The organism is Pseudonocardia kongjuensis, from assembly GCF_039526905.1.
Taxonomy (GTDB): Bacteria; Actinomycetota; Actinomycetes; order Mycobacteriales; family Pseudonocardiaceae; genus Pseudonocardia; species Pseudonocardia kongjuensis.
Genome location: NZ_BAAAJK010000062.1, coordinates 29,424 through 56,419, shown reverse-complemented (window position 1 = coordinate 56,419; position 26,996 = coordinate 29,424). Strand labels below are relative to the sequence as shown.

At 75.0% G+C, this 26,996-nt stretch carries 22 protein-coding genes and 1 pseudogene; 11 read left to right on the top strand and 12 right to left on the bottom strand.

Annotated features, from left to right (window positions below):
• Nucleotides 1-425 precede the first annotated feature (425 nt).
• The 6 genes and pseudogenes from glgB to ABD160_RS32680 form a co-directional block, all read right to left on the bottom strand.
• Nucleotides 426-2,663, bottom strand: a pseudogene (gene glgB, locus ABD160_RS32705) (1,4-alpha-glucan branching protein GlgB); the annotation flags it as partial.
• A 103-nt stretch (nt 2,664-2,766) separates the two neighbouring features.
• Complete coding sequence (locus ABD160_RS32700) at nt 2,767-3,888, bottom strand: glycosyltransferase family 4 protein (protein ID WP_344030437.1); 1,122 nt, start codon at nt 3,886-3,888, stop codon at nt 2,767-2,769.
• A complete protein-coding gene (locus ABD160_RS32695; protein ID WP_344030434.1) occupies nt 3,885-4,763 on the bottom strand; it encodes an alpha/beta fold hydrolase in 879 nt (292 codons plus the stop codon). Before ABD160_RS32695 ends, ABD160_RS32700 begins: the two co-directional genes overlap by 4 nt.
• Entirely contained in the window at nt 4,760-5,998 is a 1,239-nt protein-coding gene (locus ABD160_RS32690) for a glycosyltransferase (RefSeq protein WP_344030431.1), read from the bottom strand. Before ABD160_RS32690 ends, ABD160_RS32695 begins: the two co-directional genes overlap by 4 nt.
• Nucleotides 5,986-6,669 carry a DedA family protein gene (locus ABD160_RS32685; RefSeq protein ID WP_344030428.1) on the bottom strand — a complete coding sequence of 228 codons (684 nt, stop codon included), beginning with the start codon at nt 6,667-6,669 and terminating at the stop codon, nt 5,986-5,988. Before ABD160_RS32685 ends, ABD160_RS32690 begins: the two co-directional genes overlap by 13 nt.
• Nucleotides 6,670-6,744: 75 nt before the next feature.
• On the bottom strand, nt 6,745-8,112 hold the full coding sequence (locus tag ABD160_RS32680; RefSeq protein WP_344030425.1) for a maltokinase N-terminal cap-like domain-containing protein: 1,368 nt from the start codon (nt 8,110-8,112) through the stop codon (nt 6,745-6,747).
• A 360-nt stretch (nt 8,113-8,472) separates the two neighbouring features.
• On the opposite strand from ABD160_RS32680, the gene treS reads away from it, so the two are divergent.
• Together treS and ABD160_RS32670 are read left to right on the top strand one after the other, a co-directional pair.
• Entirely contained in the window at nt 8,473-10,734 is a 2,262-nt protein-coding gene (treS, locus tag ABD160_RS32675) for a maltose alpha-D-glucosyltransferase (protein ID WP_344030423.1), read from the top strand.
• 31 nt (nt 10,735-10,765) lie between these two features.
• A complete protein-coding gene (locus ABD160_RS32670; RefSeq protein WP_344030468.1) occupies nt 10,766-11,191 on the top strand; it encodes a TA system VapC family ribonuclease toxin in 426 nt (141 codons plus the stop codon).
• 67 nt (nt 11,192-11,258) lie between these two features.
• Here the strand turns inward: ABD160_RS32670 and ABD160_RS32665 are convergent, their stop codons facing one another.
• Nucleotides 11,259-13,250, bottom strand: coding sequence for an alpha-1,4-glucan--maltose-1-phosphate maltosyltransferase (locus ABD160_RS32665; protein WP_344030421.1), 1,992 nt, complete (start codon nt 13,248-13,250; stop codon nt 11,259-11,261).
• A 249-nt stretch (nt 13,251-13,499) separates the two neighbouring features.
• Between ABD160_RS32665 and glgP the strand changes: the two genes are divergently transcribed.
• Entirely contained in the window at nt 13,500-16,082 is a 2,583-nt protein-coding gene (gene glgP, locus ABD160_RS32660) for an alpha-glucan family phosphorylase (protein ID WP_344030419.1), read from the top strand.
• A 7-nt stretch (nt 16,083-16,089) separates the two neighbouring features.
• Here the strand turns inward: glgP and ABD160_RS32655 are convergent, their stop codons facing one another.
• The 4 genes from ABD160_RS32655 to glgX all read right to left on the bottom strand — a co-directional run bounded on the left by ABD160_RS32655 (nt 16,090) and on the right by glgX (nt 20,122).
• The gene (locus tag ABD160_RS32655; protein WP_344030417.1) at nt 16,090-16,908 is read right to left on the bottom strand and encodes a hypothetical protein; all 819 of its coding nucleotides are present in this window, start codon (nt 16,906-16,908) and stop codon (nt 16,090-16,092) included.
• The gene (locus ABD160_RS32650; RefSeq protein WP_344030415.1) at nt 16,893-17,126 is read right to left on the bottom strand and encodes a zinc ribbon domain-containing protein; all 234 of its coding nucleotides are present in this window, start codon (nt 17,124-17,126) and stop codon (nt 16,893-16,895) included. Before ABD160_RS32650 ends, ABD160_RS32655 begins: the two co-directional genes overlap by 16 nt.
• Nucleotides 17,127-17,277: 151 nt before the next feature.
• Complete coding sequence (locus ABD160_RS32645) at nt 17,278-17,985, bottom strand: hypothetical protein (protein ID WP_344030412.1); 708 nt, start codon at nt 17,983-17,985, stop codon at nt 17,278-17,280.
• An 88-nt stretch (nt 17,986-18,073) separates the two neighbouring features.
• Nucleotides 18,074-20,122: a glycogen debranching protein GlgX gene (gene glgX / locus ABD160_RS32640; RefSeq protein WP_425563703.1), complete on the bottom strand. Its 2,049-nt coding sequence runs from the start codon at nt 20,120-20,122 to the stop codon at nt 18,074-18,076.
• Between the two features lie 76 nt (nt 20,123-20,198).
• On the opposite strand from glgX, the gene ABD160_RS32635 reads away from it, so the two are divergent.
• Both ABD160_RS32635 and ABD160_RS32630 read left to right on the top strand, forming a co-directional pair.
• Nucleotides 20,199-20,969, top strand: a complete 771-nt coding sequence (locus tag ABD160_RS32635) for an ABC transporter ATP-binding protein (RefSeq protein WP_344030465.1) — start codon at nt 20,199-20,201, stop codon at nt 20,967-20,969.
• Between the two features lie 115 nt (nt 20,970-21,084).
• Entirely contained in the window at nt 21,085-21,864 is a 780-nt protein-coding gene (locus ABD160_RS32630) for an enoyl-CoA hydratase/isomerase family protein (protein ID WP_344030406.1), read from the top strand.
• Nucleotides 21,865-21,873: 9 nt separating this feature from the next.
• On the opposite strand, the gene ABD160_RS32625 is transcribed toward ABD160_RS32630, so the two are convergent.
• Entirely contained in the window at nt 21,874-22,371 is a 498-nt protein-coding gene (locus ABD160_RS32625) for a Uma2 family endonuclease (RefSeq protein WP_344030403.1), read from the bottom strand.
• Nucleotides 22,372-22,531: 160 nt separating this feature from the next.
• Here ABD160_RS32625 and ABD160_RS32620 point away from each other — a divergent pair, with 160 nt between their 5' ends.
• From ABD160_RS32620 to ABD160_RS32595, 6 genes are all read left to right on the top strand, one after another.
• Nucleotides 22,532-23,488, top strand: a complete 957-nt coding sequence (locus ABD160_RS32620; RefSeq protein WP_344030401.1) for a class I SAM-dependent methyltransferase — start codon at nt 22,532-22,534, stop codon at nt 23,486-23,488.
• The gene (gene macS, locus ABD160_RS32615) at nt 23,485-24,669 is read left to right on the top strand and encodes a MacS family sensor histidine kinase (RefSeq protein ID WP_344030397.1); all 1,185 of its coding nucleotides are present in this window, start codon (nt 23,485-23,487) and stop codon (nt 24,667-24,669) included. The genes ABD160_RS32620 and macS overlap by 4 nt, the downstream gene beginning before the upstream one ends.
• Nucleotides 24,666-25,331 (top strand): response regulator, encoded by a 666-nt coding sequence (locus ABD160_RS32610; protein WP_344030396.1) that lies wholly within the window; start codon nt 24,666-24,668, stop codon nt 25,329-25,331. The genes macS and ABD160_RS32610 overlap by 4 nt, the downstream gene beginning before the upstream one ends.
• An 82-nt stretch (nt 25,332-25,413) precedes the next feature.
• The gene (locus ABD160_RS32605; protein ID WP_344030394.1) at nt 25,414-26,022 is read left to right on the top strand and encodes a DedA family protein; all 609 of its coding nucleotides are present in this window, start codon (nt 25,414-25,416) and stop codon (nt 26,020-26,022) included.
• A gap of 99 nt (nt 26,023-26,121) precedes the next feature.
• Nucleotides 26,122-26,742, top strand: coding sequence for a helix-turn-helix transcriptional regulator (locus ABD160_RS32600; protein WP_344030391.1), 621 nt, complete (start codon nt 26,122-26,124; stop codon nt 26,740-26,742).
• A 9-nt stretch (nt 26,743-26,751) separates the two neighbouring features.
• Complete coding sequence (locus tag ABD160_RS32595; protein WP_344030389.1) at nt 26,752-26,913, top strand: hypothetical protein; 162 nt, start codon at nt 26,752-26,754, stop codon at nt 26,911-26,913.
• Nucleotides 26,914-26,996 lie beyond the last annotated feature (83 nt).

The window sequence follows — 26,996 nt, the reverse complement described above, 5'->3', positions numbered from 1 at the left end:
ACGCTCTCCGACACCGAGCCGGAGCTGTCGGAGCCCTCGGCACGGCGCGAGTCGTCGGAGCTGACAGTGCCTTCGGTGCCGGGCGGATCGTCGGAGCCGCCTACGGGGCCGTCGCCGGGCGCACCCGTGGAGAGGTCCGGGCTGTCGGCAGCGAGCGGACTGTCGGCAGCGGGAGAGCCCTCGGTGCCGGGCGTGCCGAGCGAGCCGGCGGCGCTGTGGGCGCCGTTGGTCGCCCCGGCCCCGGTGGCCCGGTTCCACGGCCCCGACCGCACCGGATCCGGCGCAGCGGCCCGGTAGCCGTCGTCCGGGGTCGCGGGGGCGTCGACGTCGGTGGTCTCCGGCTCGTCGGGCACCTCACCCGCCGGCAGCGGCGGCGGCACCGAACCGGACACCGCGGCCGGGGCCGAGGTCACCGGCCCGCCGGTCTGCTCCGGCACCAGCCACAGCACGCCCGACGGCGGCAGCTGCAGGACCGCCGACGCCGGCTGGCCGTGCCACATCTGCTGCTCGGCCCGCACCCGGCCCAGGTTGCCCACCCCGGACCCGCCGTAGCTGGACGCGTCGGTGTTCACCAGCTCGGTCCAGTTCCCGGCGAACGGCAGCCCGACCCGGTAGTCCTGCCGCGGGGCGCCGGCGAAGTTCGCGATGCAGGCCAGCACGGTGGGCCGGCCGTCGGCGTCGACGCCGTGCCGCAGGAACGAGAAGACGTTGCCGGTGGCGTCGTTGGCGTCGATCCAGGAGAAGCCCTCCGGCGTGGTGTCGTGCGACCACAGCGCGGAGTGCCCCCGGTAGGCCCGGTTCAGGTCGCCGACCAGTGCGGTGATGCCGCCGTGCAGCGGATCGGTCTCCTGCAGGTGCCAGTCCAGCGAGCGCTGCTCGGACCACTCCCGGGGCTGGCCGAACTCGCCGCCCATGAACAGCAGCTGCTTGCCCGGGTGCGCCCACATGTAGGCGAGCAGGGCGCGGACGCCGGCCGCCTTCTTCCAGTCGTCCCCGGGCATCCGGGTCCACAGCGAGCCCTTGCCGTGCACGACCTCGTCGTGGCTGATCGGCAGCACGTAGTTCTCGCTGAACGCGTACATCAGCGAGAACGTCATCTGGTTGTGGTGGTAGCTGCGGTGGATCGGGTCACGCCCGGTGTAGTCGAGCGTGTCGTGCATCCAGCCCATGTTCCACTTCAGGCCGAAGCCCAGGCCGCCCATGTAGGTGGGGCGGGTGACGCCGGGCCAGGCGGTGGACTCCTCGGCGATCGTGACGACGCCGGGGTGCTCCCGGTAGACGGTGGCGTTCATCTCCTGCAGGAAGGCCACCGCGTCCAGGTTCTCCCGGCCGCCGTGCACGTTCGGCAGCCACTGGCCGTCGGCCCGGGAGTAGTCCAGGTAGAGCATCGAGGCGACCGCGTCCACCCGCAGGCCGTCGATGTGGAACGACTCCAGCCAGTACAGCGCGTTCGCGACGAGGAAGTTGCGCACCTCGTTGCGGCCGAAGTCGAACACCAGGGTGCCCCAGTCCGGCTGCTCGCCGCGGCGCGGATCGGCGTGCTCGTAGCAGGCGGTGCCGTCGAACTTGGCCAGCGCCCACTCGTCGCGCGGGAAGTGCGCGGGCACCCAGTCGACGATGACGCCGTACCCGGCCCGGTGCAGCCGGTCGACGAACCAGCGGAAGTCGTCCGGGGTGCCGAACCGCGAGGTCGGCGCGTAGTACGAGGTGACCTGGTAGCCCCAGGACCCGCCGAACGGGTGCTCGGCCACCGGCAGCAGCTCGACGTGGGTGAACCCGGTGGTGTCCAGGTAGGCGACCAGCCGCTCGGCGATCTCCCGGTAGTCCAGGCCCGGGATCCACGAGCCGAGGTGCAGCTCGTAGACGCTCATCGGCTCCTGGTGCGGCCTGCGGTCCGCGCGCGCCGCCATCCACTCCTGGTCGCCCCACTCGTGCACCGGGGTGGTGACGACGGAGGCGGTCTGCGGCGGGATCTCGGTCGCGTACGCCATCGGGTCGGCCTTGTCCCGCCAGCGCCCGTCCGGGCCGAGCACCCGGAACTTGTAGCGGGCACCGACCCCGACGCCGGGCAGGAAGATCTCCCAGATGCCCGAGCCGCCCAGCGACCGCATCGGCAGCGTCCAGCCGGCCCAGCCGTCGAAGTCGCCGGTCACCCGCACGCCGCCGGCGTTCGGTGCCCAGACGGCGAAGCTGGTGCCGGCCACCGGGCCGGACGCGGTGTCGTACTCGCGCACGTGCGCGCCGAGCACGTCCCACAGCCGCTCGTGGCGTCCCTCGCCGATCAGGTGCAGGTCCATCTCGCCGAGCGTGGGCAGCCAGCGGTACGGGTCGTCGACGATCCGCTCGGCGGCCGGGTCGTCGCCGTGCCGCACGAGCAGCCGGTAGTCGCCGCCGGAACCGGGGACGACCCCGGAGAACAGCCCGGCGTCGTGCACCCGCTCCAGCTCGTGGGCCAGCTCGCGCTCACCGTTCGGCAGCACGGCCACCGAGGTGGCGTGCGGCTGCAGCACCCGGATCACGGTGCCGTCGGCGTGCGGGTGCGCGCCCAGCACCGAGTGCGGGTCGTGGTGGGCCCCGCCCAGCAACCGGTCGATCGTCGCCCGGTCCGGCACGTGCGTCTCCTCCGTCGCCCGCGCCGCCGGGGTCGCTCGCGTCGCTCGCATCTCTTCGGAGGTCACCTGCGGAACCGTACTGGCCTTCGGCAGGAGCCGCCGACCGCGGGGACCCACCGTTGCCCGATCGCAGTGCGGCCGCCTGCGCACGGCGTCAGCGGGGCCCTCCGGCCGGGTGACGCCGACGGGTGACGGTGTCCGTCAGCAGACCCAGCAGGGCGGCCGCGGCGGCGTCCCAGGTCTGGGTCCGGGCGCGCTCCCGCACCGCGTCCGAGCGCTCCGGCCAGCACCCGGCCAGCGAGCGGACGGCGGCGGCGAAACCGGCCGGATCGTCCGGATCGGCGAACAGCCCGGCGTCGCCCGCGACCTCCCGGAAGGCCGCGATGTCGGAGACGACGACCGGGCAGCCGCGGGCCATCGCCTCCAGCACCGGCAGCCCGAAGCCCTCGTCCCGGGAGGCGGACACCAGCGCCGTCGCACCGTCCAGCAGCGCCCGGTAGCCGGCGTCGTCGACACCGTCGTGGAACACCGGGCGGTTCGGGGCGGCCAGCCGGACCAGCTCCTCGCGCACCCCGGGCGGGACCGGCGAGACCAGGTGCAGCTCGTGGTCGTCGAGCAGGGCCGCGGCCCGGGCCAGCGTCGCCACGTTCTTGTACGGCATGAACGACCCGGCGTAGACGATCCGGTTGCCCGCCGGCCGGGTGCGCCGCGGCGTGCCGTCGGGGAGATGGAAGTCGGTGGCGTCCGGGACGACGGCGACCGGCCGCCGGGTGAGCCGGTGCGCGCCGACCAGATCGCCGGTCGCCCGGGACACCACGGCGACCGCGTCGGCCCCGGCCAGCAGCAGCCGCTGCGGCCACCAGGACAGGTGGTAGCCGCGCCACAGCGCGCGGACCGGCGCGGCCAGCCACGGCGGCGGCGTCCGGTGCCGGTAGTAGATGAGGTCGTGCACGGTCAGCACGACGGCGTAGCGCCGCCCGAGCGTGCCCATCGTCTGCATCGGGGAGAACACCACGGTGTCCGGATCGGCGGGTGCACCGCCCGCGCCGCCGAGCAGCCGGTTCACCCGCCGGGCGACGAACGGCTCGCCGGGCCCGGTGGGTGCGGGCAGGGTGTGCGTCGGCCGGTCCGGCAGCCCGTCGCGCTGCCGCGGGTCGGACACCAGCAGCTCGACCGGGTGCAGCCGGTCCAGCGCCCGGACCAGGCCGGTGGTGTAGCGGCCGATCCCGTCCGGCGTGCCGGGCCGGATGTAGCGGCAGTCGACGAGGATCCTCACCGGGGCGATCCGGGGAGCCCGCCGAGGAACCCGGTGATCTCCCGGGCCGCCCACGCCGGGGCCTCGTAGTGCACCAGGTGCCCGGTGCGCGGCAGCAGGACCAGCCGGGCGTCCGGGAACGCGGCGGCGAGCGCGTGCTGCCCGGCGACCGGCGCGACCCGGTCCCGGGCGCCGGCGAGCAGCAGCACCGGGGCGGTCACCCGCGGCGCCCAGGACCGCGCCGAGCCGGAGCCGGCCGCCCGGAACGCCTCCAGCAGCGACCGGACGTCGGCGAAGGTGCCGAACCGGGCCCGGTGCTCGTCGGCGATCCAGTGCCGCAGCAGCGGATCGGTGGTGGTGGCCATGGTGGCCGTCGCGGCGTCGGCGAGCAGCCGGTGCCGCAGCACCCCGTCGAGCCGCAGCCGGGCGGCGCCCTCGTGCAGCAGCGCGGTCAGCCGGGTCCCGGCACCGGTCACCCCGCCCGCCGCGGAGGCGGGCTCGGCGATCGGGTTGAGGAGCACCAGCGCGCGCGGTGCCGCGGTGGCGGCGGTGGCGGTCGCCACGACCGAGCCGAACGAGTGGCCGAGCAGCGCCGCGCCCGGCCCGAGATCGCGCAGCAGCGCGGCCGCCCAGCGGGCGTACCCGGCGACGTCGTGCGCGCGGTCGGTGAACGGCGGCGACGCGCCGAACCCGGGCAGGTCCGGTACGACGACCCGGAGGCCGGGCAGCCGCGCCGCCAGCGGTGCCAGCCCGTGATGGCTGCCGCGCAGCCCGTGCAGCGCCAGCAGCGGCGGCGCCGCCGGGTCGCCGACGGTGTGCACGACGGTCCGGGCGCCGTCGACGGTGCGCTCGGCGCGCCCGGTGCGCGGCGCCCCCACCCGGAGGGCGGCGGTCACCGCCGCGATCCGGTGCGCCGGTCGGCGGTGCGGCGGACCGGCCGCGGGCCGACGATCGGGGCGGCCCGGGAGCGGTACAGCACCTCGAACGCGTCGAGGGTGGCGTCCATCCCGTGCTCGCCGGCGATCCGCAGGCTGGCCTCGCCCATCGACGCGGCGGCGGCCGGGTCGCCGAGCACCCGGACCAGCCGCTCGGCCAGCGCGGGCACGTCGCCGTGCGGGTAGCGGAAGCCGTTCTCGCCCTGCCGCGCCAGGTGCGGCAGCGCGCCGGCGTCGACCGCGACGACCGGCTTCCCGGTCGCCATCGCCTCCAGCGTGACCAGGCTCTGCAGCTCCGCGGTGCCCGCGTTGACGAACACGTCCAGCGCGGCGTAGACGTCCGGGATCTCCTCGTCGGTGATCCGCCCGGTGAAGACGACGGCGTGCCCGACCCCGGCGGCGCGCGCCGCGGCGTGCAGCCGCATCCGCTCCTCCCCGTCACCGACGACGACCAGGCGCGCCTCCGGCAGCGTCTCCCGGACCAGCGGCAGCGCCCGGACCAGCTCGTCGACGTGCTTCTCCCGGTCCAGCCGCCCGACGAACCCGGCGACCGGGGCGGACCCCGGGATGCCGTGGCGGATCCGGAACGCCGTCCCGCGGCCCTCGGTGTCCGGCCGGAACCGGGACAGGTCCAGGCCGTTCGACACCGGCATCACCGGCCCCGGCACCCCGTTGCGCTCGGCCAGCGCCGCGGCCAGCGGGGTGGGGGCGGTGACCAGGCCGGCCCGGGCGAGCACCCGCGCCGCGTCCCGCCAGAACAGCTTCTTCAGCTGCGCCGGTGGCAGGTACAGGAAGCTGATCGCGGGCAGGATGTTCTCCGGGATCATGTGCGTCGTCGCCACCGTGGGGATGCCCAGCTCCTGCGCCGCGGCCAGCAGCGCCCGGCCGAGGATCATGTGGCTCTGCACGTGCACCACGTCCGGCCGGACCCGGGTCAGCAGCCTGCGGGCGGTGTGCCGCAGGGCGAGCGGGACGCAGAGCCGGAAGTCGGGCGGTTTCGGCACCGGGAACGAGCGGATCCGGTGCTCGGTCAGCGGCCCCACCTCCCGGGCGGGCCGGCTGCGCAGGCCGCGGGCGGGTGCCACGACGTGCACGTCGTGCCCGCGCCCGGCCAGCCCGGCGGCCAGCCGGCGGGCGGCGTAGGAGGCCCCGTTGACGTCCGGGACCCAGGTGTCGGCCCCGATCAGGACGCGCACACGTTCTCCTTCCGCGAGGTCGTGGCGCGCACCCACAGTGCGCGCCCGGCCACCAGCCCGAGGCCGACGCCGAGCCCGGCCACCACCAGGATCCACGGCCGGTCCGCCAGCTCGGCGGCGAGCCGGCCGCCGACCGCCCAGCCGATCCCGACCAGCAGCGCTGCCCGGACCACGGTGGCGGGGACGACCCAGGCCAGGAACCGGCGGTAGGACACCCCCGCCAGGCCGGTGGCCAGGAACGCGGGGATGGCTCCGACGTCGACCAGTTTCGCCCCCAGCACCACGTGCCCGAGATTGTCCCCCACCCGTTCCCGCAGCATCTCCCAGCGTCCGCCGGTCAGCCCCAGCTTCACCAGGACGGGTGCCACCCGGGGCCGTCGGCCGGCCCGGCCGAGCAGGTGGAGCGCGGTGTCGGCGACGACGTCGGCGACGACGGCGACCAGCAGCACCGTCCACCAGTCGAGGATCCCGGCACCGGCGAGCGAGCCGGCCACCACGGTGACGACCGGCCCCTCCAGGAACACGCCGACGGCGAGCACCGCGAGGGTCAGGGCGAGCGTGCCCGGCCCGGGCGCGAGCATCAGCCCCAGCACGTCGTCCACGCCCGGGATCATCGGGTCGCCCGGCGTCGTCGTCTCATCGCAGTGTTCCTCCTCTTCGGAGGATTCCACGATCCCGCGACCGTCCGCCCGGGACGTCGGGCGTTGCCCGGGAGACGGGTTCGCGAAGGTCCGGTGGCTACCGGGTTACACCCCCGGCCCGGACGTGGTACGTGCGATCGCGGTCAGCGGGATCGGCAGCCAGGTCGGACGGCTGCGCGTCTCGTAGAGCACCTGGTAGACGGCCTTGTCCAGCTCGAACGCGCGCAGCAGCGCGGTCTGCGCGCGCGGGTCGGTGCCCGTGCGCGCGGCGTAACCGGCGCAGAAGGCGTCCCGGTTGGCGGTCGACCAGGCGTGTGCCGCACGCGACTCCGGAGTGTCCGAACCGAGACCTGCGCCGGGCGTGTCGGAGCTGGAGAGCAGGTGGTGGAAGGCCGCGTACTCGAAGGAGAACAGCATCCCGACGACGTCGCGCACCGCGGCGTCCGGTGCCCGCCGCTCGGCCGGGGTGGCCGCCGGCTCGCCCTCGAAGTCGATGATCAGCCAGCCGCCGCCGGGGGTGCGCAGGGTCTGGCCGAGGTGCAGGTCGCCGTGCACCCGCTGGACGGCGACCGGCTCGCCGAGCGCGGCCACCTCGTCGTAGACGGCCCGGATCGCGGGCACCTGCGGGGCGAGGACCGGGACCTGGGCGGCGACCGTCTCCAGCCGGGACGTCCAGTAGCCGGCCATCGCGACCGGATCGGCCTCGCCGGCGCCGAGCTCGTCGCGCAGCGCCAGGTGCACGTCGGCGAGCGCGCCGCCGAGCGCGCGGGCGTCGTCGGTGAAGTCCCGCCCGTCCCGGACGGCGTGCACGGCGCCCTCCCAGCCGTCCTGCGATCCGGCGGCGAACTCCTGCAGCAGGCCGTAGGTGGCGGGCAGGCCGTCGAGGGTGCCCTCGATCGCGCCCTGCAGCGCGGCGACCGCGCCGACCCCGGCCGAGCGCAGCGCGCGGTGCAGCTCCAGATCGGGGTTCAGGCCGGGGGAGAGCCGCCGGTAGATCTTGAGGATGGACCGCTCGCCCCAGCGGACCGAGGTGTTGGACTGCTCGGCGTCGACGACGGTGCCGGTCTCGGCGGTCGGCAGCGCGGCGCCGGGCTCGGGCACGAACGCGAGCCCGTCCACGGTGCGGCCGGCGGCGATCGCGTCGAGCAGCCAGCCGGTGACGGCCGGATCGTGCAGCCCGTCGTAGAGCAGCACGCCGTCCAGCTCGCCGATCACCGCCGCGGCGGGGCCGCCGCCGGTGCGCCGGGCGAGGTGCAGCTGGTAGTGCCGGTCCGGCCCGTCGGCGAAGGAGACCGCGAGCACCAGCACGTCGAGCCCGAGCAGCCCGGCCGGTGCCGGCAGCGCGGTCCGGGCGGCGATCCGGACCGCCTGCAGCGGCCTGCCCTTCTCGGCGAACCAGCGCCGCCCCGGCAGCCAGCCCCGGAGCAGCTCGGGGAGCGCCGTGAGGTGGTCGGATGCTCCGGTCGGGCCCACGCGTCGTCCCCCTCCCGCCGGAGCGCACGCCCGGCTGTGGTCTCGCTGCGGCACCGTGCGTACCGGCACGTTCCGCGTCCGCCGAACCCTAACCGTGGGCGGCGGTCCGGGCCGGGTGTGCACCCGACCCACTGGTACTGTCCGTCGCGGATGGACCACCCGTCGTCACGGGCGGTCACCGAGCCCCTCTCCCGGGCAGCCCCGTGCCCGGAAACCCATACTGATCCCGGTGCCCCCGTGGGCCCGTGGCGGACCGGCACGTTCCGGCACCGTCCGGTCCGCGGTCGCCGTGCCCGGCCGTGCGAGGCCGGGTGCGCGCGGCACCGACGAGCCCCGACAGCGACCCGGAGGACCGGCGGCGTGAGCGAGCGAGAGCCGATGGCCGAGGACACTGCGACCTCCGGGGTCTCCGGCGAGGAACCCGCCCCGCAGCCGCCGGACGTCAACTTCGCCGAGTACTTCCACGAGGCCCGCCCGCGGACGCTGCGCCACCGCGCCCGGGTCCGGTCGACGGTGCGCCGCCGCTCGGTCGCCCAGGACGGCCCCGCGTCCGGCGAGAACCCGGTGTACGTGTCCTGGCTGCTCGCGCAGTCGATGCTCGGGCACGCCGACGAGCTGGCCCGGCAGTTCTCCGGGCAGGGCTCGATGTGGCAGAACCCGTTCGCCAGCCCCGGCCCGCGGCACGCCGTGGAGACCGCGTCGGTCTGGTTCACCGCCTACCCGATCTCGCTGATCACCCGGCCCGGCGTGTCCTTCCTCGGCGCGCTCGGCGACGAGGAGCTGTGGCAGGCGTTCGAGACGATCGGCATCGAGGGCGTGCACACCGGGCCGGTGAAGCGGGCGGGCGGACTGTCCGGCTGGCAGCCCACCCCGAGCGTCGACGGGCACTTCGACCGGATCTCCAACGAGATCGATCCGGTGTTCGGCACCGAGGACGAGTTCCGCGGCATGTGCGCCACCGCCACCTGGCACGGCGGCACGATCATCGACGACGTCGTGCCCGGGCACACCGGCAAGGGCCCCGACTTCCGGCTCGCCGAGCTCGCCTACGGCGACTACCCGGGGATCTACCACATGGTGGAGATCGAGCCCGCGGACTGGGGCACGCTGCCCGACGTGCCGCCCGGCCGGGACTCGGTCAATCTCGACGCCGCCACCGAGGAGGCACTGGAGAAGGCCGGCTACATCGTCGGGCGGCTGCAACGGGTGATCTTCTTCCGGGAGGGCGTGAAGGAGACCAACTGGTCGGTGACCGGCGAGGTCACCGGGGTCGACGGCGTCGTCCGGCGGTGGGTGTACCTGCACTACTTCAAGGACGGCCAGCCGTCGGTGAACTGGCTGGACCCGACCTTCGCCGGGATGCGGATGGTGATGGGCGACGCCCTGCACTCGCTGGCCGATCTCGGCTCCGGTGCGCTGCGCCTGGACGCCAACGGCTTCCTCGGCGTCGAGAAGTCGGCCGGCGGGATGCCCGGCTGGTCCGAGGGGCATCCGCTGTCCGAGGCGGCGAACCACCTGATCGCGAGCATGGTGCGCAAGGTCGGCGGGTTCACCTTCCAGGAGCTGAACCTGACCGTCGACGACATCAAGGTCACCTCCGAGGCCGGCGCCGACCTGTCCTACGACTTCATCAACCGGCCCGCCTACCACCACGCGCTGGCGACCTCGGACACCGAGTTCCTGCGGCTCACCCTGCGCACCGCTCTCGACCTGGGCGTCGATCCGGCGTCGCTGGTGCACGCCCTGCAGAACCACGACGAGCTGACCTACGAGCTGGTGCACTGGACGGCCGGGCACGCCACCGAGCTGTTCGCCTTCCGCGGCGAGGAGATCACCGGCGGCGAGCTCGCCGACACCATCCGGCGCGACCTGTGCGACCACCTGGCCGGCCCGGACGTCCCGTACAACCTGATCTTCACGACGAACGGGATCGCCTGCACCACCGCGACCGTGATCGCCGCGTCGCTCGGGATCACCGCGCTCGACGACATCACCCCGGACGACGTCGACCGGATCCGCCGGGTGCACCTGCTGCTGGTCATGTTCAACGCGTTCCAGCCCGGCGTGTTCGCGCTGTCCGGCTGGGACCTGCTCGGCATGCTGACACTGCCCCCCGAGCAGGTGTCGGACCTGCTGGCCTCCGGCGACACCCGGTGGATCTCCCGCCCGGCGCACGACCTGATGGGCCACTCGCCGGGCGCCGACCGGTCCTCGGCCGGGATGCCCCGCGGGCGCAGCCTCTACGGCCCGCTGCCCGACCAGCTCACCGACGAGACCAGCTTCGCCCGGCAGATGCAGGCGATCCTGGCCGTCCGCAAGCACAGCGGGGTGGCGACGGCGCGGCAGATCGACGTGCCCGACGTCGCGCACCGCGGGCTGCTGGTGATGGTGCACGCGCTCGACGACGGCCGCACCCAGGCGACCGTGCTGAACTTCGCCGACGAGCACGTCGACGCCGCGGTGCGGTCCGACCACTTCGAGCCGGGATCGCAGGTGGTCGACCTGTTCTCCGGGGAGACCGTCGGGACGGTGGACGACCTGAACGGGTTCCGGGTGGACATGACGCCGTTCCGGGCGACCGCGGTGGTGCTGGAGGCGCCGCCGGTCGAGGACGGGGCCTGACCGCCCGGACCCGTACGCCGAGCATCGACGCATCGACGCGAACGTCCTCCTCTGTGCCTCGGACACGGACAGCCCCCGGCACGAGGCCAACCGGAACCTGCTCGACCGGCTGGCGGTGGGGCCCGGACTGGTGCACGCCTTCTGGCCGGTCGCCATGGCCTACCTGCGGATCGCGACGCACCCGCGGATCTTCACCCGGCCGCTCGACCCGGCCACCGCCCTGGCGAACCTGGAGGACCTGGTGTCGCGGCCGCACATCCGGACACCGGGCGAGGGGGACGGCTTCTGGAGCGCCTTCCGGGACACGGTCGCCGGAGACGTCGTCCGGGGGAACCTGGTGCCCGACGCCCACATCGCGGCCCTGATGCGGGAGCACGGCGTCGCGACCATATGGACGTCCGACCGGGACTTCCGCCGGTTCCGCGACATCACCGTCCTGGATCCGTCCGACGTGTGATCACCGATCCGGAACCGGAACGCCCGCCCGGCGGACGTCCCGGTTCCCGATCCGTGATCAGCGCGGGTCAGACCAGCGGGGTGCGCGCCGGCAGGCGCAGGATGTGCGCGACGTGCTCGGTCGGCACCAGGCGGACGAAGTTGTACTCGCCCCAGCGGAAGGTCTGGCCGGACACCTCGTCGTGCACGTCGACGACGTCGGCGTAGTCCAGGCCCAGCGCCGGCATGTCGAGCTTGAGGGTGCCCTCCCGGGGGGTGAACGAGTCCAGCGTGACGACCACGAGCACCTGGTCGCCGGTCGCCGGGTCCAGCCGCGAGTAGGCGATCAGCTGCTCGTTGTCCACCTCGTGGAAGTGGATCTCGCGCAGCTGCTGCAGCGACGGGTGCTCGCGGCGGATCTCGTTCAGCCGGGTGAGGTAGGGCTCCAGCGACCGGCCCTGGTTGAGCGCGGTCTCGAAGTCGCGCGGCCGCAGCTCGTACTTCTCCGAGTCCAGGTACTCCTCGCTGCCCGGCTTCACCGGGGTGCCCTCGTACAGCTCGAAGCCGGAGTAGACGCCCCAGGTCGGCGACATCGTCGCGGCCAGCGTCGCCCGGATCGCGAACATCGCCGGGCCACCGGTCTGCAGCGACTCGTGCAGGATGTCCGGGGTGTTGGTGAACAGGTTCGGCCGGCACTCGTCGGCGTGCTCGGCGTGCATCGTCGCGAAGTCGGCCAGTCCCTCGGCGTCGGTCCGCCAGGTGAAGTACGTGTAGGACTGGGTGAAGCCGAGCCGGGCCAGGCCGAACAGCCGGGCCGGGCGGGTGAACGCCTCGGCCAGGAACAGCACGTCCGGGTCCCGGCGCTTGACCTCCCAGATCAGCCAGTGCCAGAAGTTCGGCGGCTTGGTGTGCGGGTTGTCCACCCGGAAGATCTTGACGCCGTGCCCGACCCACTTCATGACCACGCGCAGGCACTCGGCGTAGATGCCGGCCGGGTCGCGGTCGAAGTTGAGCGGGTAGATGTCCTGGTAGCGCTTCGGCGGGTTCTCCGCGTAGGCGATCGTGCCGTCCGGCCGGACGGTGAACCACTCCGGGTGCTCGGTGACCCACGGGTGGTCCGGCGCGCACTGCAGCGCCAGGTCCAGCGCGACCTCCAGGCCGAGCTCGCCCGCCTTCGCGACGAACGCGTCGAAGTCGTCGAAGTCGCCCAGCTCCGGATCGATGGCGTCGTGCCCGCCCGCGGCGGAGCCGATCGCCCACGGCGAGCCGACGTCGCCCGGCTCGGCGTGCACGGAGTTGTTGCGGCCCTTGCGGTGCACCGTGCCGACCGGATGGATCGGCGGGAGGTAGACGACGTCGAAGCCCATCCGGGCGACCCGGTCGAGCTCCTTCGACGACGTCGCGAACGTGCCGTGCACCGGCCGGCCGGTCTCGTCCCGGCCACCGGTGGAGCGCGGGAAGAACTCGTACCAGGAGCTGAACAGGGCGCGCCTGCGGTCGACGTGGATCTGGCGCTCCGGGCCGCGGGTGATCAGCTCCCGGACCGGCCGCTCGGTCATGATCGTGACGACGGCGTCGAACAGGGCCGGGGCGACCCGTGCCCGCAGCGGCAGCGCGGTGTCGCGCAGGGCGTTCGCCGCGCCGAGCAGCAGATCGCGATTGTCCTTCTCGGACGGACGCCGGCCCACCCGGGACAGCAGCCGGGCGCCGATCTCCAGGTCGTTGGCCAGCTCGTCGGCCGACTGCCCGGCGGCGATCTTCTTCTCGACGGCCGAGCGCCAGGTCGCCCACGGGTCGCTCCAGGCGTCCACCCGGAACGTCCAGCGGCCCTCGGCGTCGGGCACCACCCAGGCGCCGAACCGGTCGGTCCCCGAGCCCTCGGGCAGCATCCGGACGTAGCGCGGCTCGCCGGGGGTACCGTCGGCGCCGAGCGGGGTGAGGACCACGTTCGCGGCGACCGCGTCGTGCCCCTCGCGCCACACCGTGGCCCGGACCGGGACGACCTCGCCGACGACGGCCTTGGACGGATCACCGGTCTCCACGAACGGCGTCACGTCATCGATTCCGAGCCGACCGGTCATCGGCTGCACCCCCAGGCTCCGCGTCACCGCGGTTCGTCGTCACCGTCGGTAGAAGTCTCGTGCCGCGGTCCGGCGCTCGCCACACCGGCGCCGCCATCCCGCCGACGGCCGGCGTTCGCGGCGGTACGGAACCGATCCGACGTGCACGGACCCGGTCTCCCCCGCGGTCAGCCAACCCTACCGGTGCACGGGCCCCCCGGCCGGGCGGGCCGCGTACGCGTGTCGGTGGTCCCGGCTACCCTCGCCGCCGTGAGAGCCCTCCGCCGTTTCACCGTCCGTGCCCAGCTCCCCGGTCCGCTCGCGCCGCTGCAGACGCTGGCCACGAACCTGCGGTGGACGTGGCACGCGCCCACCCGGGACCTGTTCGCCTCGCTGGATCCGCGTGCCTGGGACGGCTGCGGCCAGGACCCGGTCCGGCTGCTCGGCGAGATCCCGACCGCCCGGCTCACCGAGCTCGCCGCGGACACCGCGGTCACCGAGCGGGTCGCCGAGCTCGACGCCGACCTGCAGCGCTACCTCGACGAGCCGCGCTGGTACCAGGAGGAGGACGCGGCGGGCCTGCCCGGCGCGATCGCCTACTTCTCGATGGAGTTCGGCGTCTCCGAGGTGCTGCCGAACTACTCCGGCGGCCTCGGCGTGCTGGCCGGCGACCACCTCAAGGCGGCGTCCGACCTGGGCGTCCCGCTGATCGCGGTCGGGCTGCTGTACCGCTCGGGCTACTTCCGGCAGTCGCTGTCGCTGGACGGCTGGCAGCTGGAGCACTACCCGGCGATCGACCCGCAGGGCCTGCCGCTGCAGCTGCTCACCGCCGCCGACGGCTCGCCGGTGCTGGTCGAGGTCGCCGTGCCCGGCGACCGCGTGCTCAGCGCCCGGATCTGGCTGGCGAAGGTCGGCCGGGTCCCGCTGCTGCTGCTGGACACCGACATCGAGGGGAACGAGCCGGACCTGCGCGGGGTCACCGACCGGCTCTACGGCGGCGACCAGAACCACCGCATCCAGCAGGAGATCCTGATCGGCGTCGGCGGGGTCCGCGCGGTGCGCGCGTTCTGCCGGACCACCGGGCACCCGGCCCCCGAGGTGTTCCACACCAACGAGGGGCACGCCGGGTTCCTCGGGCTGGAGCGGATCCGGGAGCTGTGCACCGGCTCGGCGGTCGCGTCGAACGGCGCCGGGCCCGCCGCCAGCTCGCCGGCCACGGTCTCCGGCGCCGGGCTGGACTTCGACGAGGCGCTGGCCGCGGTCCGCGCCGGGACGGTGTTCACCACGCACACCCCGGTCCCCGCCGGGATCGACCGGTTCGGCCTGGACCTGGTGCGGCACTACCTGACCGACCGGCTGCTGCCCGGCCTGCCGGTCGAGCGGGTGCTCGCGCTCGGCGCCGAGGAGGACGCCGCGGGCGCCGACCACGGGATGTTCAACATGGCGCACATGGGCCTGCGGCTGGCCCAGCGCGCCAACGGCGTCTCGAAGCTGCACGGGATCGTCTCCCGGGAGATGTTCGGCGGGCTGTGGGCCGGCTTCGACCGCGACGAGGTGCCGATCGGCTCGGTCACCAACGGCGTGCACGGCAACACCTGGGAGGCCGGTCAGGTCGCCGAGGTGCTCGGCGGGCCCGAGTCCGCCCCGGCCGAGGTCTCCGACGCCGACCTGTGGGCGCTGCGCAACACGCTGCGCTCCCGGCTGGTCGACGAGGTCCGCAGGCGGGTGCGCGCCGCCTGGCTGGAGCGCGGCGCGTCCGAGCCGGAGCTGGGCTGGACCGATCACGTCTTCGACCGCGACGTGCTCACCGTCGGCTTCGCCCGCCGGGTGCCCACCTACAAGCGGCTCACCCTGATGCTGCGCGACCCGGAGCGGCTGCGCGGCCTGCTGCTCGACCCGCACCGGCCGGTGCAGCTGATCGTCGCCGGCAAGTCGCACCCGGCCGACGACGGCGGCAAGGCGCTGATCCAGCAGATCGTCCGGTTCGCCGACGACGCCGGCGTCCGGCACCGGATCGTGTTCCTGCCCGACTACGACATGTCGATGGCCCGGTACCTGTACTGGGGCTGCGACGTCTGGCTGAACAACCCGCTGCGCCCGCTGGAGGCGTGCGGCACGTCCGGCATGAAGTCGGCGCTCAACGGCGGGCTCAACCTGTCCATCCGGGACGGCTGGTGGGACGAGTTCTACGACGGCCGCAACGGCTGGGCGATCCCCACCGCCGACGGCGTCGAGGACCCGACCCGGCGCGACGACCTGGAGGCGAACGCGCTCTACGAGCTGATCGCCACCCAGGTCGGGCCCGCCTTCTACGACCGGGTCGACGGCGTCCCGCCGCGCTGGGTGGAGATGGTGCGGCACACGCTGACCACCCTGCGGCCCAAGGTGCAGGCGACCCGGATGGTGCGGGAGTACGTGCAGGACTGGTACGCCCCGGCCGGCCGGGCCGCGGCGGCCGCCGCGGCCGACGACTACGCCGCGGCCCGCGACATCGCCCAGTACCGGGCCCGGCTGAACAAGGCGTGGAACCACGTCCGGGTCACCGGGGTGGACGCGTCCGGGCTGCCGGACACCCCGGTCGTCGGGTCGCCGATGACGGTGCGCGCCGGGGTGGACCTGGCCGGGCTGGAGCCGTCCGACGTGACGGTCGAGGCCGTCGTCGGCCGGGTCGACGACGCCGACGAGCTGGCCGATCCGGTCACCGTCGCGATGGAGCACCGCGGCGACGGCAGCTGGGAGGTCGCGGTGCCGCTGCCGCACGCCGGGCTGACCGGCTACACGGTGCGGGTGCTGCCGCAGCACCCGCAGCTGGCGTCGTCGGTGGAGCTGGGCCGGATCGTGCTGGCCGGGTGAGTGCCGGTCAGCGGCCGCAGACGTCCAGCGGCGGGCGGGCGCCGGGTACCTCGCCGTACTGCGGGAAGTACCAGGTGAGCACCCGGTAGGCGGTCCGCCCGCCGCAGTCGCCCAGGTCGGAGGCGACCAGCGTGGTCGGCTGCGGTGTCGCCGCGGACAGCGGCGCGCCCGGGGCGGCGTAGCTGGCGGTCCCGGTGCCGGTGGCGTGCGGGCCGCCCCAGTCCTGCCAGGACACGTCCCGGACGACGCCGGTCGCGCCGGTCCCGCCGAGGTCGATCAGCGCGGGCCGGGGCTCGCCGAGGCCGCGGGTGTTCGGCCGGCCCGGGACGCCGAGCAGCGGCCCGCCGGTCTCCCCGGCGGACCCGCCCGACCCGCCCGACCCGCCCGACCCGCCCGACCCGCCCGACCCGCCCGCTCCGGCCGACCGGCCCGCCCCGGCGGTGTCGGTCGCGGCCGGTGTCGCGGCGGTGCCCGCTCCCGCGGTGCCGGTGGTGCCCGGTCCGGTCGCCGCGGGCGTGCCGCCGGCGCCGGTGAGCGCGGGCGCCCCCGGACCGGCGGCGGTGGCCGTGCGGGTCTCCGGGGTGCGTTCGGTGAGCCCGGAGCAGGCGGTGAGCAGCAGGGCGCCCAGCAGCAGCGCGACCGCCCGGGCCGGTAGCGGCCGCGGGCCGGAGCGCGGGGCGGCCGGGTCGGTTCGCGGGGCGGCCGGGTCGGTCCGCGGGGCGGCCGGGCCGGGGTGCGGCAGGACCGGGCCGGTTCGCGGGGCGGCCGGGCCGGGGTGCGGCAGGACCGGGCCGGTCCGCGGCGGCGGGATCAGCCGCCGCAGCACCCTCCGCCGCAGCAGCCCCCGCCGCCGGCCGGGGCCATCGCCGGTGGCGGCGCGGCCCGGCCGCCGGCCGAACGCCCACCGAGCGAGACGGTGGAGAGCAGCTTCACGGTGTCCGCGTGCCCGGTCGGGCAGGCCGCCGGATCGGAGGCGGCGGCCATCGGCCGGTCCACCTCGAAGGTCGAGCTGCACTCGCGGCAGCGGAACTCGTAGCGCGGCATGCGCGCAGCGTACGCCGCGGACGCCGGTGCGGCGACGCCCCGGAACCGGCCGGTGCCCGGTGCTCCCCATCGCCGCCCCCGCATCGTCGTCGGTCCTGTGACGATCTCGTCGCGTCGGGACGGTCCGGCGTAACACGACCGGCCGGGGCGGTCAGGTGACGGTCGCGGAGGTGCGCGCGACGTGCTGCTCGCCGCGCGGGGAGACGGTGGTGAGCACCAGCCCGTGGGTGCCGGGCGCGAGCCCGTCGAGGGTGGTGCTCCAGCCGGTGGCGCCGCCGCAGGTGCCGCTCCAGGCGGGCGCGCCGTCGACCGTCAGCTCGCACGGACCGGCGACGTAGGGATCGACCGGCTGCTCCCGGGCCGCGTCGACCCGCACCGCCCCCGGGCCGGTCTGCTCGGCGGAGAGCGACATGTGGATCGGGCAGGGATCGGCCTTGCCGAACTCGGCGAGCACGGTGGGGCCGGTGAGCGGGGCGCCGCCGTGCGGGTCCTGGGTGACCGCGCGCACCGAGAAGGTCAGCGGGCCGAGGCAGCGGTCGCCGCGGACCGGGCCCGCGGTGGTGGCGCGGGTGGCGGCGGAGTGCAGCCGGGCGCCGGTCGCGTCGTGCGCCTCGACGACGTAGTGGGTGCGGATCCCGCCGCCGGTCCCGGCCGGCTCGGTCCAGCTCGCCTCGAAGCCGGTGCCGCGGGCGCCGCCGCCCTCGACCGGGGCGAGCACCAGGTCCCGGACCGGGCCGGGCGGCTCCGGCGCGTCGATCCGCGGCGCGGCGGACACGGCCGCCCCGCCCGCGAGCAGTGCCGCGACGGCGGCGAGCCCGACACCGACCGTCCGGAACGACCGGCTGTATACCCCGCTCATCGTGGATCCCCCGCTTCGACACGCGTCGCGCTCGTCACACGGACGAGTGAACCACGGCCGTTCGGCGGAGCCGCAGGCGGGATCCGGCTCAGTGGCTGCGCAGCAACCGGACCGACCGGGGCGGCAGCACGATCGTCGCGCCGGCGCCGACCGGGGCCGGATCGGCGGGCTCGCCGTCCTCGGTGGTGGAGTCCAGCACCGGATCGAAGCCGTGCCCGGTGGGGAGCAGGCAGTCGACCGGCTCGTCGCCGGCGTGCAGGCACAGCAGCCAGTAGTCGGCGAGCAGCACGACGAGGGTCAGCCGGCCGCCGTCGTGCCAGTCGTGCGGTTCCATCGGCCGCCCCGACGGGTCCCACCAGAGCACCTCGCCGTCGACGTAGAACTGGTCGCGGTGCAGCACCGGCGACTCCCGGCGCAGCGCGGTGACCTTCGCGGTGAACGCCTCCATCGCGGCCGTCTCGTCGGTCGCCGTCCAGTCCACCCAGGACGTCTCGTCGTCGCGGCAGTAGGCGTTGTTGTTGCCGCCCTGGGTGCGCCAGCGCTCGTCCCCGCCGGTGATCATCGGGGTGCCGATGGACAGCAGCAGGGTCGCCATCAGGGCCCGCGCGGTGGACCGCCGGGCGGCCCGGATCCCGGCGTCGTCGGTCTCGCCCTCGACGCCGAAGTTCTGCGAGCGGTTGTCGTCGGTGCCGTCCCGGTTCTGCTCGCCGTTGCCCTCGTTGTGCTTGCGCTCGTAGGAGACGAGATCGCGCAGCGTGAAGCCGTCGTGCGCGGTCACGAAGTTGACCGAGGCCCACGGCCGGCGCCCGGACAGCCGGTAGATGTCGGAGCTGCCGGTCAGCCGGGACGCGAGCTCGGCGACCCCGCCGCCGTGCCCGCGCCAGAAGTCCCGGACGGCGTCGCGGTAGCGGCCGTTCCACTCCGACCAGGCGACGCCGAACCCGCCGACCCGGTAGCCCTCGCCGGTGGCGTCCCACGGCTCGGCGATCAGCTTGCAGCCCGACAGCGTCGGGTCCTGGGCGATCGCGGTGAGCAGCGCGGAGTCCGGGGAGAACGGGCCGGACCGCGGGCGGCCCAGCACCGACGCCAGGTCGATCCGGAAGCCGTCGACGCCGTAGGCGTGCACCCAGTGCCGCATCGCGTCGCAGACCAGCCGGATCACGGTGGGGGAGCCGGCGTCGAGGGTGTTGCCGGTGCCGGTGATGTCGGCGTCGTGCCCGGACCCGCCCAGCGAGTAGTACGCCGGCGCGTCCAGCCCGCGGTAGGACAGCGTCGTCCCGCCGACCCCGCCCTCGCAGGTGTGGTTGGGCACGATGTCCAGGATCACCTCGATCCCGGCGGCGTGCAGGGTGTCGACCAGGTAGGCGAACTCGGCGCACTCGTTGCCCGGGTCGGCGGCGTAGCCGGGGTGCGGGGCGAGGAAGCCGAGCGTGGCGTAACCCCAGTAGTTGCTCGCGCCGCGCTCCAGCAGCGGCGGCTCGGGGGCGTTGGCCTGCACCGGCAGCAGCTCGACGGCGGTGATCCCGGTGCGCTGCAGGTGCGCGATCACGGCCGGATGGGCGAGCCCGAGATAGGTGCCGCGGTGCGCCTCCGGGACCTCCGGGTGCAGCCGCGTCCAGCCCTTGACGTGGATCTCCGAGATCACGGTGTCCGACCAGGGGACGTCCGGCCGGGGCGGGCGCCTGCCGGGCGCGGTGGACTCGACCACCGAGAGCGGGACGCTGCCCAGCGAGTCGACGGTGCTCGGGCCGCCGGTCATCGGGTCGCCGTGCCAGCCGCGGGCGGCGACGACGTCGGTGACCGCGCCGGTGATCCGCCGGGCGTAGGGATCGACGAGGATCTTGTGCGGGTTGCTGCGCAGCCCGGCGAACGGCCGGTACGGCCCGTGCGCCCGGAACCCGTACCGCTGGCCCGGCCGCACCCCGGGCACGTGCCCGTGCCAGACGCCGAAGGTGTGCTCGCGCAGCTCGACCCGCCGCTCGGTGAGCCCGCCCTCGTCCCCGGCGGGGCCGTCGATCAGGCAGACCTCCACCATTTCCGCGCTGGTCGAGGCGACCGCGAAGCGGGTTCCGTGGTCGTCGGGGTGGGCACCGAGCGGGAAGACAGGCACGGTCGGCCAGGATAGGCGGGTGAGCATTCCCGGCACGACGCCCATCGATTCCGAGAGCAGCGGCAGCGGAACGAGTATCGACTCCGAGGACCTGGTGATCGGGATGGACGGCGCCACCGTCCGTCGCGGCGCCGCCACCCTGCTCGACGCCGTGGACTGGCGGGTCGAGCTCGACGAACGATGGGTGGTGCTGGGCCCGAACGGCGCCGGCAAGACCACCCTGCTCCGGCTCGCGGCGGCCGAGCTGCACCCGACGTCCGGCCGGGTGCAGGTGCTCGGCGAGCGGATGGGCCGGGTCAACGTGTTCGAGCTGCGCCCGCGGATCGGGCTGACCTCGGCGAACCTCGGCATCCGGATCCCCGGCGACGAGCGGGTGGCCGATGTCGTCGTGTCGGCCGGGTACGGCGTGCTGGGCCGCTGGAACGAGGACTACGAGAGCGAGGACACCGGCCGCGCGACCCAGCTGCTCGAGCAGCTCGGGATGGGCGCCCTCGCCGACCGGCTGTACGGGACGCTGTCCGAGGGCGAGCGCAAGCGCACCCTGATCGCCCGCGCGCTGATGACCGATCCGGAGCTGCTGCTGCTCGACGAGCCCGCCGCCGGTCTGGACCTGGGCGGGCGCGAGGACCTGGTCGGCCGGCTCGCCGGTCTCGCCGAGGACCCGTACGCGCCGGCGTCGGTGCTGGTCACCCACCACGTCGAGGAGATCCCGCCGGGCTACACGCACGGGATGCTGCTGCGCGAGGGCCGGGTGGTGGCGGCCGGGCTGCTCGACGACGTGATGGCCGACGCGCCGCTCAGCGAGACCTTCGGCCTGGACCTGACCGTCGAACGCCGCCCGGGCGGCCGGTTCACCGCCTACCGCCGGACCTGAGCCGCGCCCGCACCGCCGAGATGCGCAGCAGTGTCCTGCGGAGATCGACTTCTCGCGCTGTGGCGCATCTCGGCGGACGGGGCGCGGGCGCGGCGCGGGGATTAGGGTCCGGGCTGTGACCGAATTCGTGAGCCTGTCCGTGGACGACGGCGTCGGGACGATCCGGATCGACCGCCCGCCGATGAACGCCCTGAACCGCCAGATCCAGGGTGAGCTGCTGGAGGTGGCCGACGAGGCCTCGACCCGCGCCGACCTGCGGGCCGTCGTCGTCTACGGCGGGGAGAAGACCTTCGCCGCCGGCGCCGACGTCAAGGAGATGGCGTCGATGTCCTATGCGGACATGGCGCCGCAGGCCCGCCGGCTCTCGGCCGGGCTGGGCGCGATCTCGACGATCCCGAAGCCGACCGTGGCCGCGGTGACCGGCTACGCGCTCGGCGGCGGCCTGGAGGTCGTGCTCGGCGCGGACCGCCGGATCGCCGGCGAGAACGCCAAGCTCGGCTTCCCGGAGATCCTGCTCGGCATCTTCCCGGGCGGCGGCGGCACCCAGCGGGCGGCCCGGCTGATCGGCGCCCCGCGCACCAAGGACCTGATCTACACCGGCCGGATGGTCGGCGCCGAGGAGGCGCTGGCGATCGGCCTGGTCGACGAGGTCGTGCCGGCCGACGAGGTCTACGCGAAGGCCCTCGCCTGGGCGGCGCAGTTCAAGGACGGCCCGGCGCTGGCCTACGCGGCCGCGAAGAAGGCCGTCGACAACGGCCTGGACACCGACCTGCGGACCGGCCTGGACATCGAGTCGGAGCTGTTCGCCGGGGTGTTCGCCTCCGAGGACGCGAAGGCCGGCATGGCGAGCTTCGTGGAGAACGGCCCGGGCAAGGCGACCTTCACCGGACGCTAGGCCGCTGGCTCAGCGGGCCCAGCCGGGCAGCAGGTCGCGCAGCGCGACGTCGAGCGGGACCGGCTCGTCGGCGACGAGCCGGTCCTCCGGGCCGCCGAGCTCCCGATAGCCGATGGTGCCGACCGCGGCGCCGGGGTCGATCGTGTGGCGGCGGGCCCGGATCGGATCGAGCTCGATCCGCCAGAACGCCGGGATGTCGTGGGCGGAGTAGATCGACGGCGTGACGATCCGGTCCTCGACGAGCGACCCGGGCGACTCGATCTCGACGGCGAGCAGGACCTCGGCCGGGGAGAACCAGTGCCTGCCGGGTTCGGTGGAGCGGACCACCAGCAGGTCCGGGATCCGGGTCAGCTCGGGGCCGAACCGGATCTCGACGGCCTGGGTGACCGCCGGGTCGTCCGGGCAGGCTGCGTCGAGGCGGGCGAACAGCCGCCCGGACACCGCCTGGTGCAGGCTCGAGGGGGAAGGGGACTCGGTCAGCGCTGGGTCCGTCAGCTCGTAGCGCACCAGCGATCCGGCCGACGGTCGAGATCGGCGACCGTCCACCCGTCGACCGGTCGCTCGAGCTGAGGCGGCTCGCTCACCTGGTCCGTCATGGTGCCCGTGGTCTCACCATGACCGAGCCCACCGACAGTTTCGGCCGGTCGGCTCTGCAAGACTCCTACTCATGAGTTCGGACCCGGCGCCCACCCCGCACGCCACCGCCGAGCAGGTCGAGGCGGCCTGGCACGACCCGAAACTCGCCAACGTGCTCTACCACGACTGGGAGGCGGGCACCTACGACGAGAAGTGGTCGATCAGCTACGACGAACGCTGCATCGACTACGCCGTCGGCCGGTTCCGGGCCGCCGCACCGTGGGACGGCCGCCCCTACCTGCGGGCCCTGGAGCTGGGCAGCGGCACCGGGTTCTTCCTGCTGAACCTGATGCAGGCCGGGGTCGCCGAGCGGGGCGTCGTCACCGACCTGTCGCCGGGCATGGTCGGCGCGGCCACCCGCAACGCCGAGCACCTCGGGCTCGACGTCGAGGGCCGGGTCGTCGACGGCGAGCACATCCCGTTCCCGGACGACAGCTTCGACCTGGTCGTCGGGCACGCCGTGCTGCACCACATCCCGGACGTCGAGGCCGCGCTGCGCGAGGTGCTGCGGGTGCTGGAGCCGGGCGGCCGGTTCGTCTTCGCCGGGGAGCCGACCACCGTCGGCGACGCCTACGCCCGCACCCTCGGCCAGTGGACCTGGAAGGCCACCACCACCATCACCAAGCTGCCGCCGCTGCAGGGCTGGCGCCGCCCGCAGGCCGAACTGGACGAGTCGTCCCGGGCGGCCGCACTCGAGTCGGTCGTCGACATCCACACCTTCGACCCGGACGACCTGGAGCGCACCGCCCGGCGGGCCGGCGCCGAGGGCGTCCGGGCGAGCACCGAGGAGTTCAGCGCGGCGATGCTCGGCTGGCCGGTGCGCACCTTCGAGGCCGCCGTCCCGCCCGGGAAGCTGGGCTGGAACTGGGCGATGTTCGCCTACCACGGCTGGCAGCGGCTGTCCTGGGTGGACGAGCACCTGCTGTCCCGGGTGGTGCCGCGCCGCTGGTTCTACAACGCGCTGATCACCGGCACCGCACCGCGATGAGCAGCCTGCCGGAACGGGCCCGCTCGCGCGCCCAGGGCGCGACCCTGGTCGACGTGGAGCATCCGCTCGAACCGTTCTGGCGCGGCATCATCGCCTACCGGCTGCTGACCCTGGTCACCGTGATCGGGGTGACCGCCTACCACCTGCGCACCGGCTACGAGCGGCCGTCGGCGGCCGTCGGCGTGCTGGTCGCGATGACCCTGTGGACGGCCGTCACCTCCTGGGGCTACCTCGGCGGGCTGCCCGGCGCGCCGGACCACCGCGGCCGGCTCGCGCTCGCCGATCTCGCCGTCTGCGTGGCGGTGATGGCGACCACGCCGTGGGTCGTCAGCGAGTCGCTGCTCGACTCCGGCGGTCCCGGGATGGGCTCGATCTGGACCTCCGGCGCGGTGCTGGCCTGCGCCGTCGCGTTCCGGATCCGCGGCGGGATCGGCGCCGCCGCGGTGATCTCGGTGGCGCTGGTGCTGTCCAAGGAGCGGTTCGGCTCGCTGGAGCTGGGCGACATCCAGCTGCTGGTGCTGGCCGGGCTGACCGTCGGGTTCGCGACGCACGTGCTGGAGCGCACCGCGGCCCGGCTGCGCCGGCTCACCGCCGAGCACGCCGCCGCCGCCGAACGCGAGCGGCTGACCCGGTCCATCCACGACGGCGTCCTGCAGGTGCTGGCGCACGTGCAGCGGCGCGGCGCCGAGCTGGGCGGCGGCGCGACCGAGCTGGGCGTGCTCGCCGGGGAGCAGGAGACCGCGCTGCGGGCGCTGCTGACCGGGCCCGGCACCACCGACGCGCGCGGCCGCCGCGATCTCGCCGCGGCGCTGCGGATACTCGCCTCGGACCGGGTCACCGTGTCGGCGCCCGGCCGCCCGGTGGAGCTGGACGCGCCGGTCGTCGACGAGCTGGAGGGTGCGGTGCGCGCCGCGCTGGCCAACGTCGCGGTGCACGCCGGCCCGGCCGCGCGCGCCTGGGTGCTGCTGGAGGAGCTGCCCGGCGCGCTGGAGATCAGCGTCCGCGACGACGGCCCCGGCATCCCGGACGGCCGGCTCGCGCAGGCGCAGGCACAGGGCAGGCTCGGCGTCGCCCGTTCGATCCGCGGCCGGGTGGAGGACCTCGGCGGCACGCTGACCCTGGACACCGGGCCGGAACTCGGTACTGAATGGGTCATCCGGCTGGACAGGGGGGACGCATGAGCGAGGAGACACCGATCCGGGTGATGGTCGTCGACGACCATCCGATCTGGCGGGAGGGGGTCGCCCGCGATCTCGCCGAACGCGGGCTGGACGTGGTCGCCACCGCCCCGGACGCGCCCGCCGCGGTCCGGATCGCCACCGCCGTCCGGCCGGACGTGGTGCTGATGGACCTGAACCTGGGCTCCACCTCCGGGGTCGACGCGATCGCCGAGATCGCGCAGAAGAGCCCGGACAGCCGGGTGCTGGTGCTCTCGGCGTCCGGCGAGCACGCCGACGTCCTGGAGGCGGTGAAGGCGGGCGCGCTGGGCTACCTGGTGAAGTCCGCCGGGGTGGACGAGCTGCTGGAGGCGATCCGGCGGACCGCGCGCGGTGTCGCCGTGTTCACGCCCGGCCTGGCCGGTCTGGTGCTCGGCGAGTACCGGCGGCTCGCGGAGTCCCCGCGGCCGGCCGACGGCTCGCCCGCGGTGCCCGCGCTGACCGAGCGGGAGACCGAGGTGCTGCGGCTGGTCGCGAAGGGGCTGACGGCCAAGCAGATCGCGGCGAAGCTGGTCGTGTCGCACCGCACGGTGGAGAGCCACGTGCAGAACACGCTGCGGAAGCTGCAGCTGCACAACCGCAGCCAGCTGGTCCGCTACGCGATCGAGCAGGGGCTGGCCGACTGACCGGGCACCCGGGTCACGATCGGGTCACGGCGACCGGCAGACTCGGCCCGGTCCGCCCGTCGCCCCCGGCAGGAGATCCTCCGTGACCGACCCGACCACGCTGATCGGGTACCTGCTGGACAGCCCGTGGCTGCTCCCGCTGCTCGCGCTGGCCGTCGTCTGCGACGGGCCGCTGCCGCTGGTGCCCAGCGAGCCGGTGCTGTTCAGCGCGACGGCGTCGGCGCTCGCCGACGGCGACCGCTGGCGGATCGTCGCGCTGTTCGGTGCGGCACTGGTCGGGTCGCTGGTCGGCGACGCGCTGCTCTACGGCGCGGGCCGGTCGTCGAACCGGGTGGTGGCCGGCGTCCGGCGGGACGCCGGCATCGGCGCCTGGGTGCGCAGGCACCTGCACCGCCGCCCGATCGTCGCGCTGGTCGCGACCCGGCTGCTGCCCGGCGGCCGGCTGGCGAGCGTGACGGCGGCCGGCCGGGTCCGGCTGCCGCTGCGCGCCTTCGTCCCGGCGACGGTGGCCAGCTCGCTGGTCTGGTGCAGCTGGATGACCGGCATCGGGGTTCTGGTCGGCCCGTTCACGCACGGCGATCCGCTGCTGTCGATGCTCGCCGGGCTGCTGCTCGCGCTGCTCGTCGGCGGCACCGCGGGCGCCGCCCGGCGCGTGCTGCGCTACCGCAGGCGCGCCCTCGCTCCCGCCTGACGGGAGCGGCCGTCCGGATGCCGGGAGGCCCGTCGTCACTCGAACGGATCATGGCAAGCTGAGCCGTCCGGCCGAATCGGGTGGAACGGGGAACGACGGGTGCTGCACGACACCGACGCGTGGCCGGCCGGTTCCGTGCTGGTGGGCGACCCGCCGGTGCCCCGCGGATGGCCGGTGCTGGGCCGCACCGCGGCCGGCCCCGCGGAGGCGGTGGCGGCCGCCGTCGTCCGGCTCCGGCCGGCCCTGGTGATCGTCGACCTGGCCGGCGCCCGCGATCCGGGACTGGCCGCGGTCGAGGCGGTCGCCGCGCGCGTCCCGGCCGTCCCGGTGCTGGCCGTCGCGGCGCCGGGGGCGGACCACGAGCTGGTCCTCGACGCCGTCCGGGCGGGCGCCACCGGCGTCGCGACCACCGACGACCCGGCCGAGCTGGCCCCGCTCGCCCGGGCCGCGCTGGCCGGGCGGCCGGCGTTCTCGCCGGGCCTGGCCGCGGTCGTGCTGGAGTCGGTGGTGACGCCGGTCCGGCCGGTGCCCGAGCTGAGCCCGCGCGAGTCCGAGGTGCTGCGGCTGGTGGTCGAGGGCCTCACCGCGCGGCAGATCGCCGCCCGGCTGGTGCTCTCGCCGCGGACCGTGGAGAACCACGTGCAGCGGCTGCTGCGCAAGCTCGACGTGCCCGGCCGCGGGGCGCTGGTCCGGTACGCGATCGAGCACGGCCTGGCGTAGCGCCGGCCGGTGCCACCCGGCGCGGCGCGGCGCATCGGCCATCGGCCCGCTCGACGCCGGGTTCTGCCCGGCGACCCGGACACCGCGACCGTCGTCCGCACCGCCGGGCCGGGCTCGCCGTCGAGCCGGGCGCTGAACCTGCCGGCGAGCTGGGCGGCGACCACCGCCTGACCGCGACCGCGGACGCGCCGGGGTAGGATTTCCGTCTGAACGAATGTCTCTTCGGTCAGCAGAGAGATATCGACCGGCGGCGG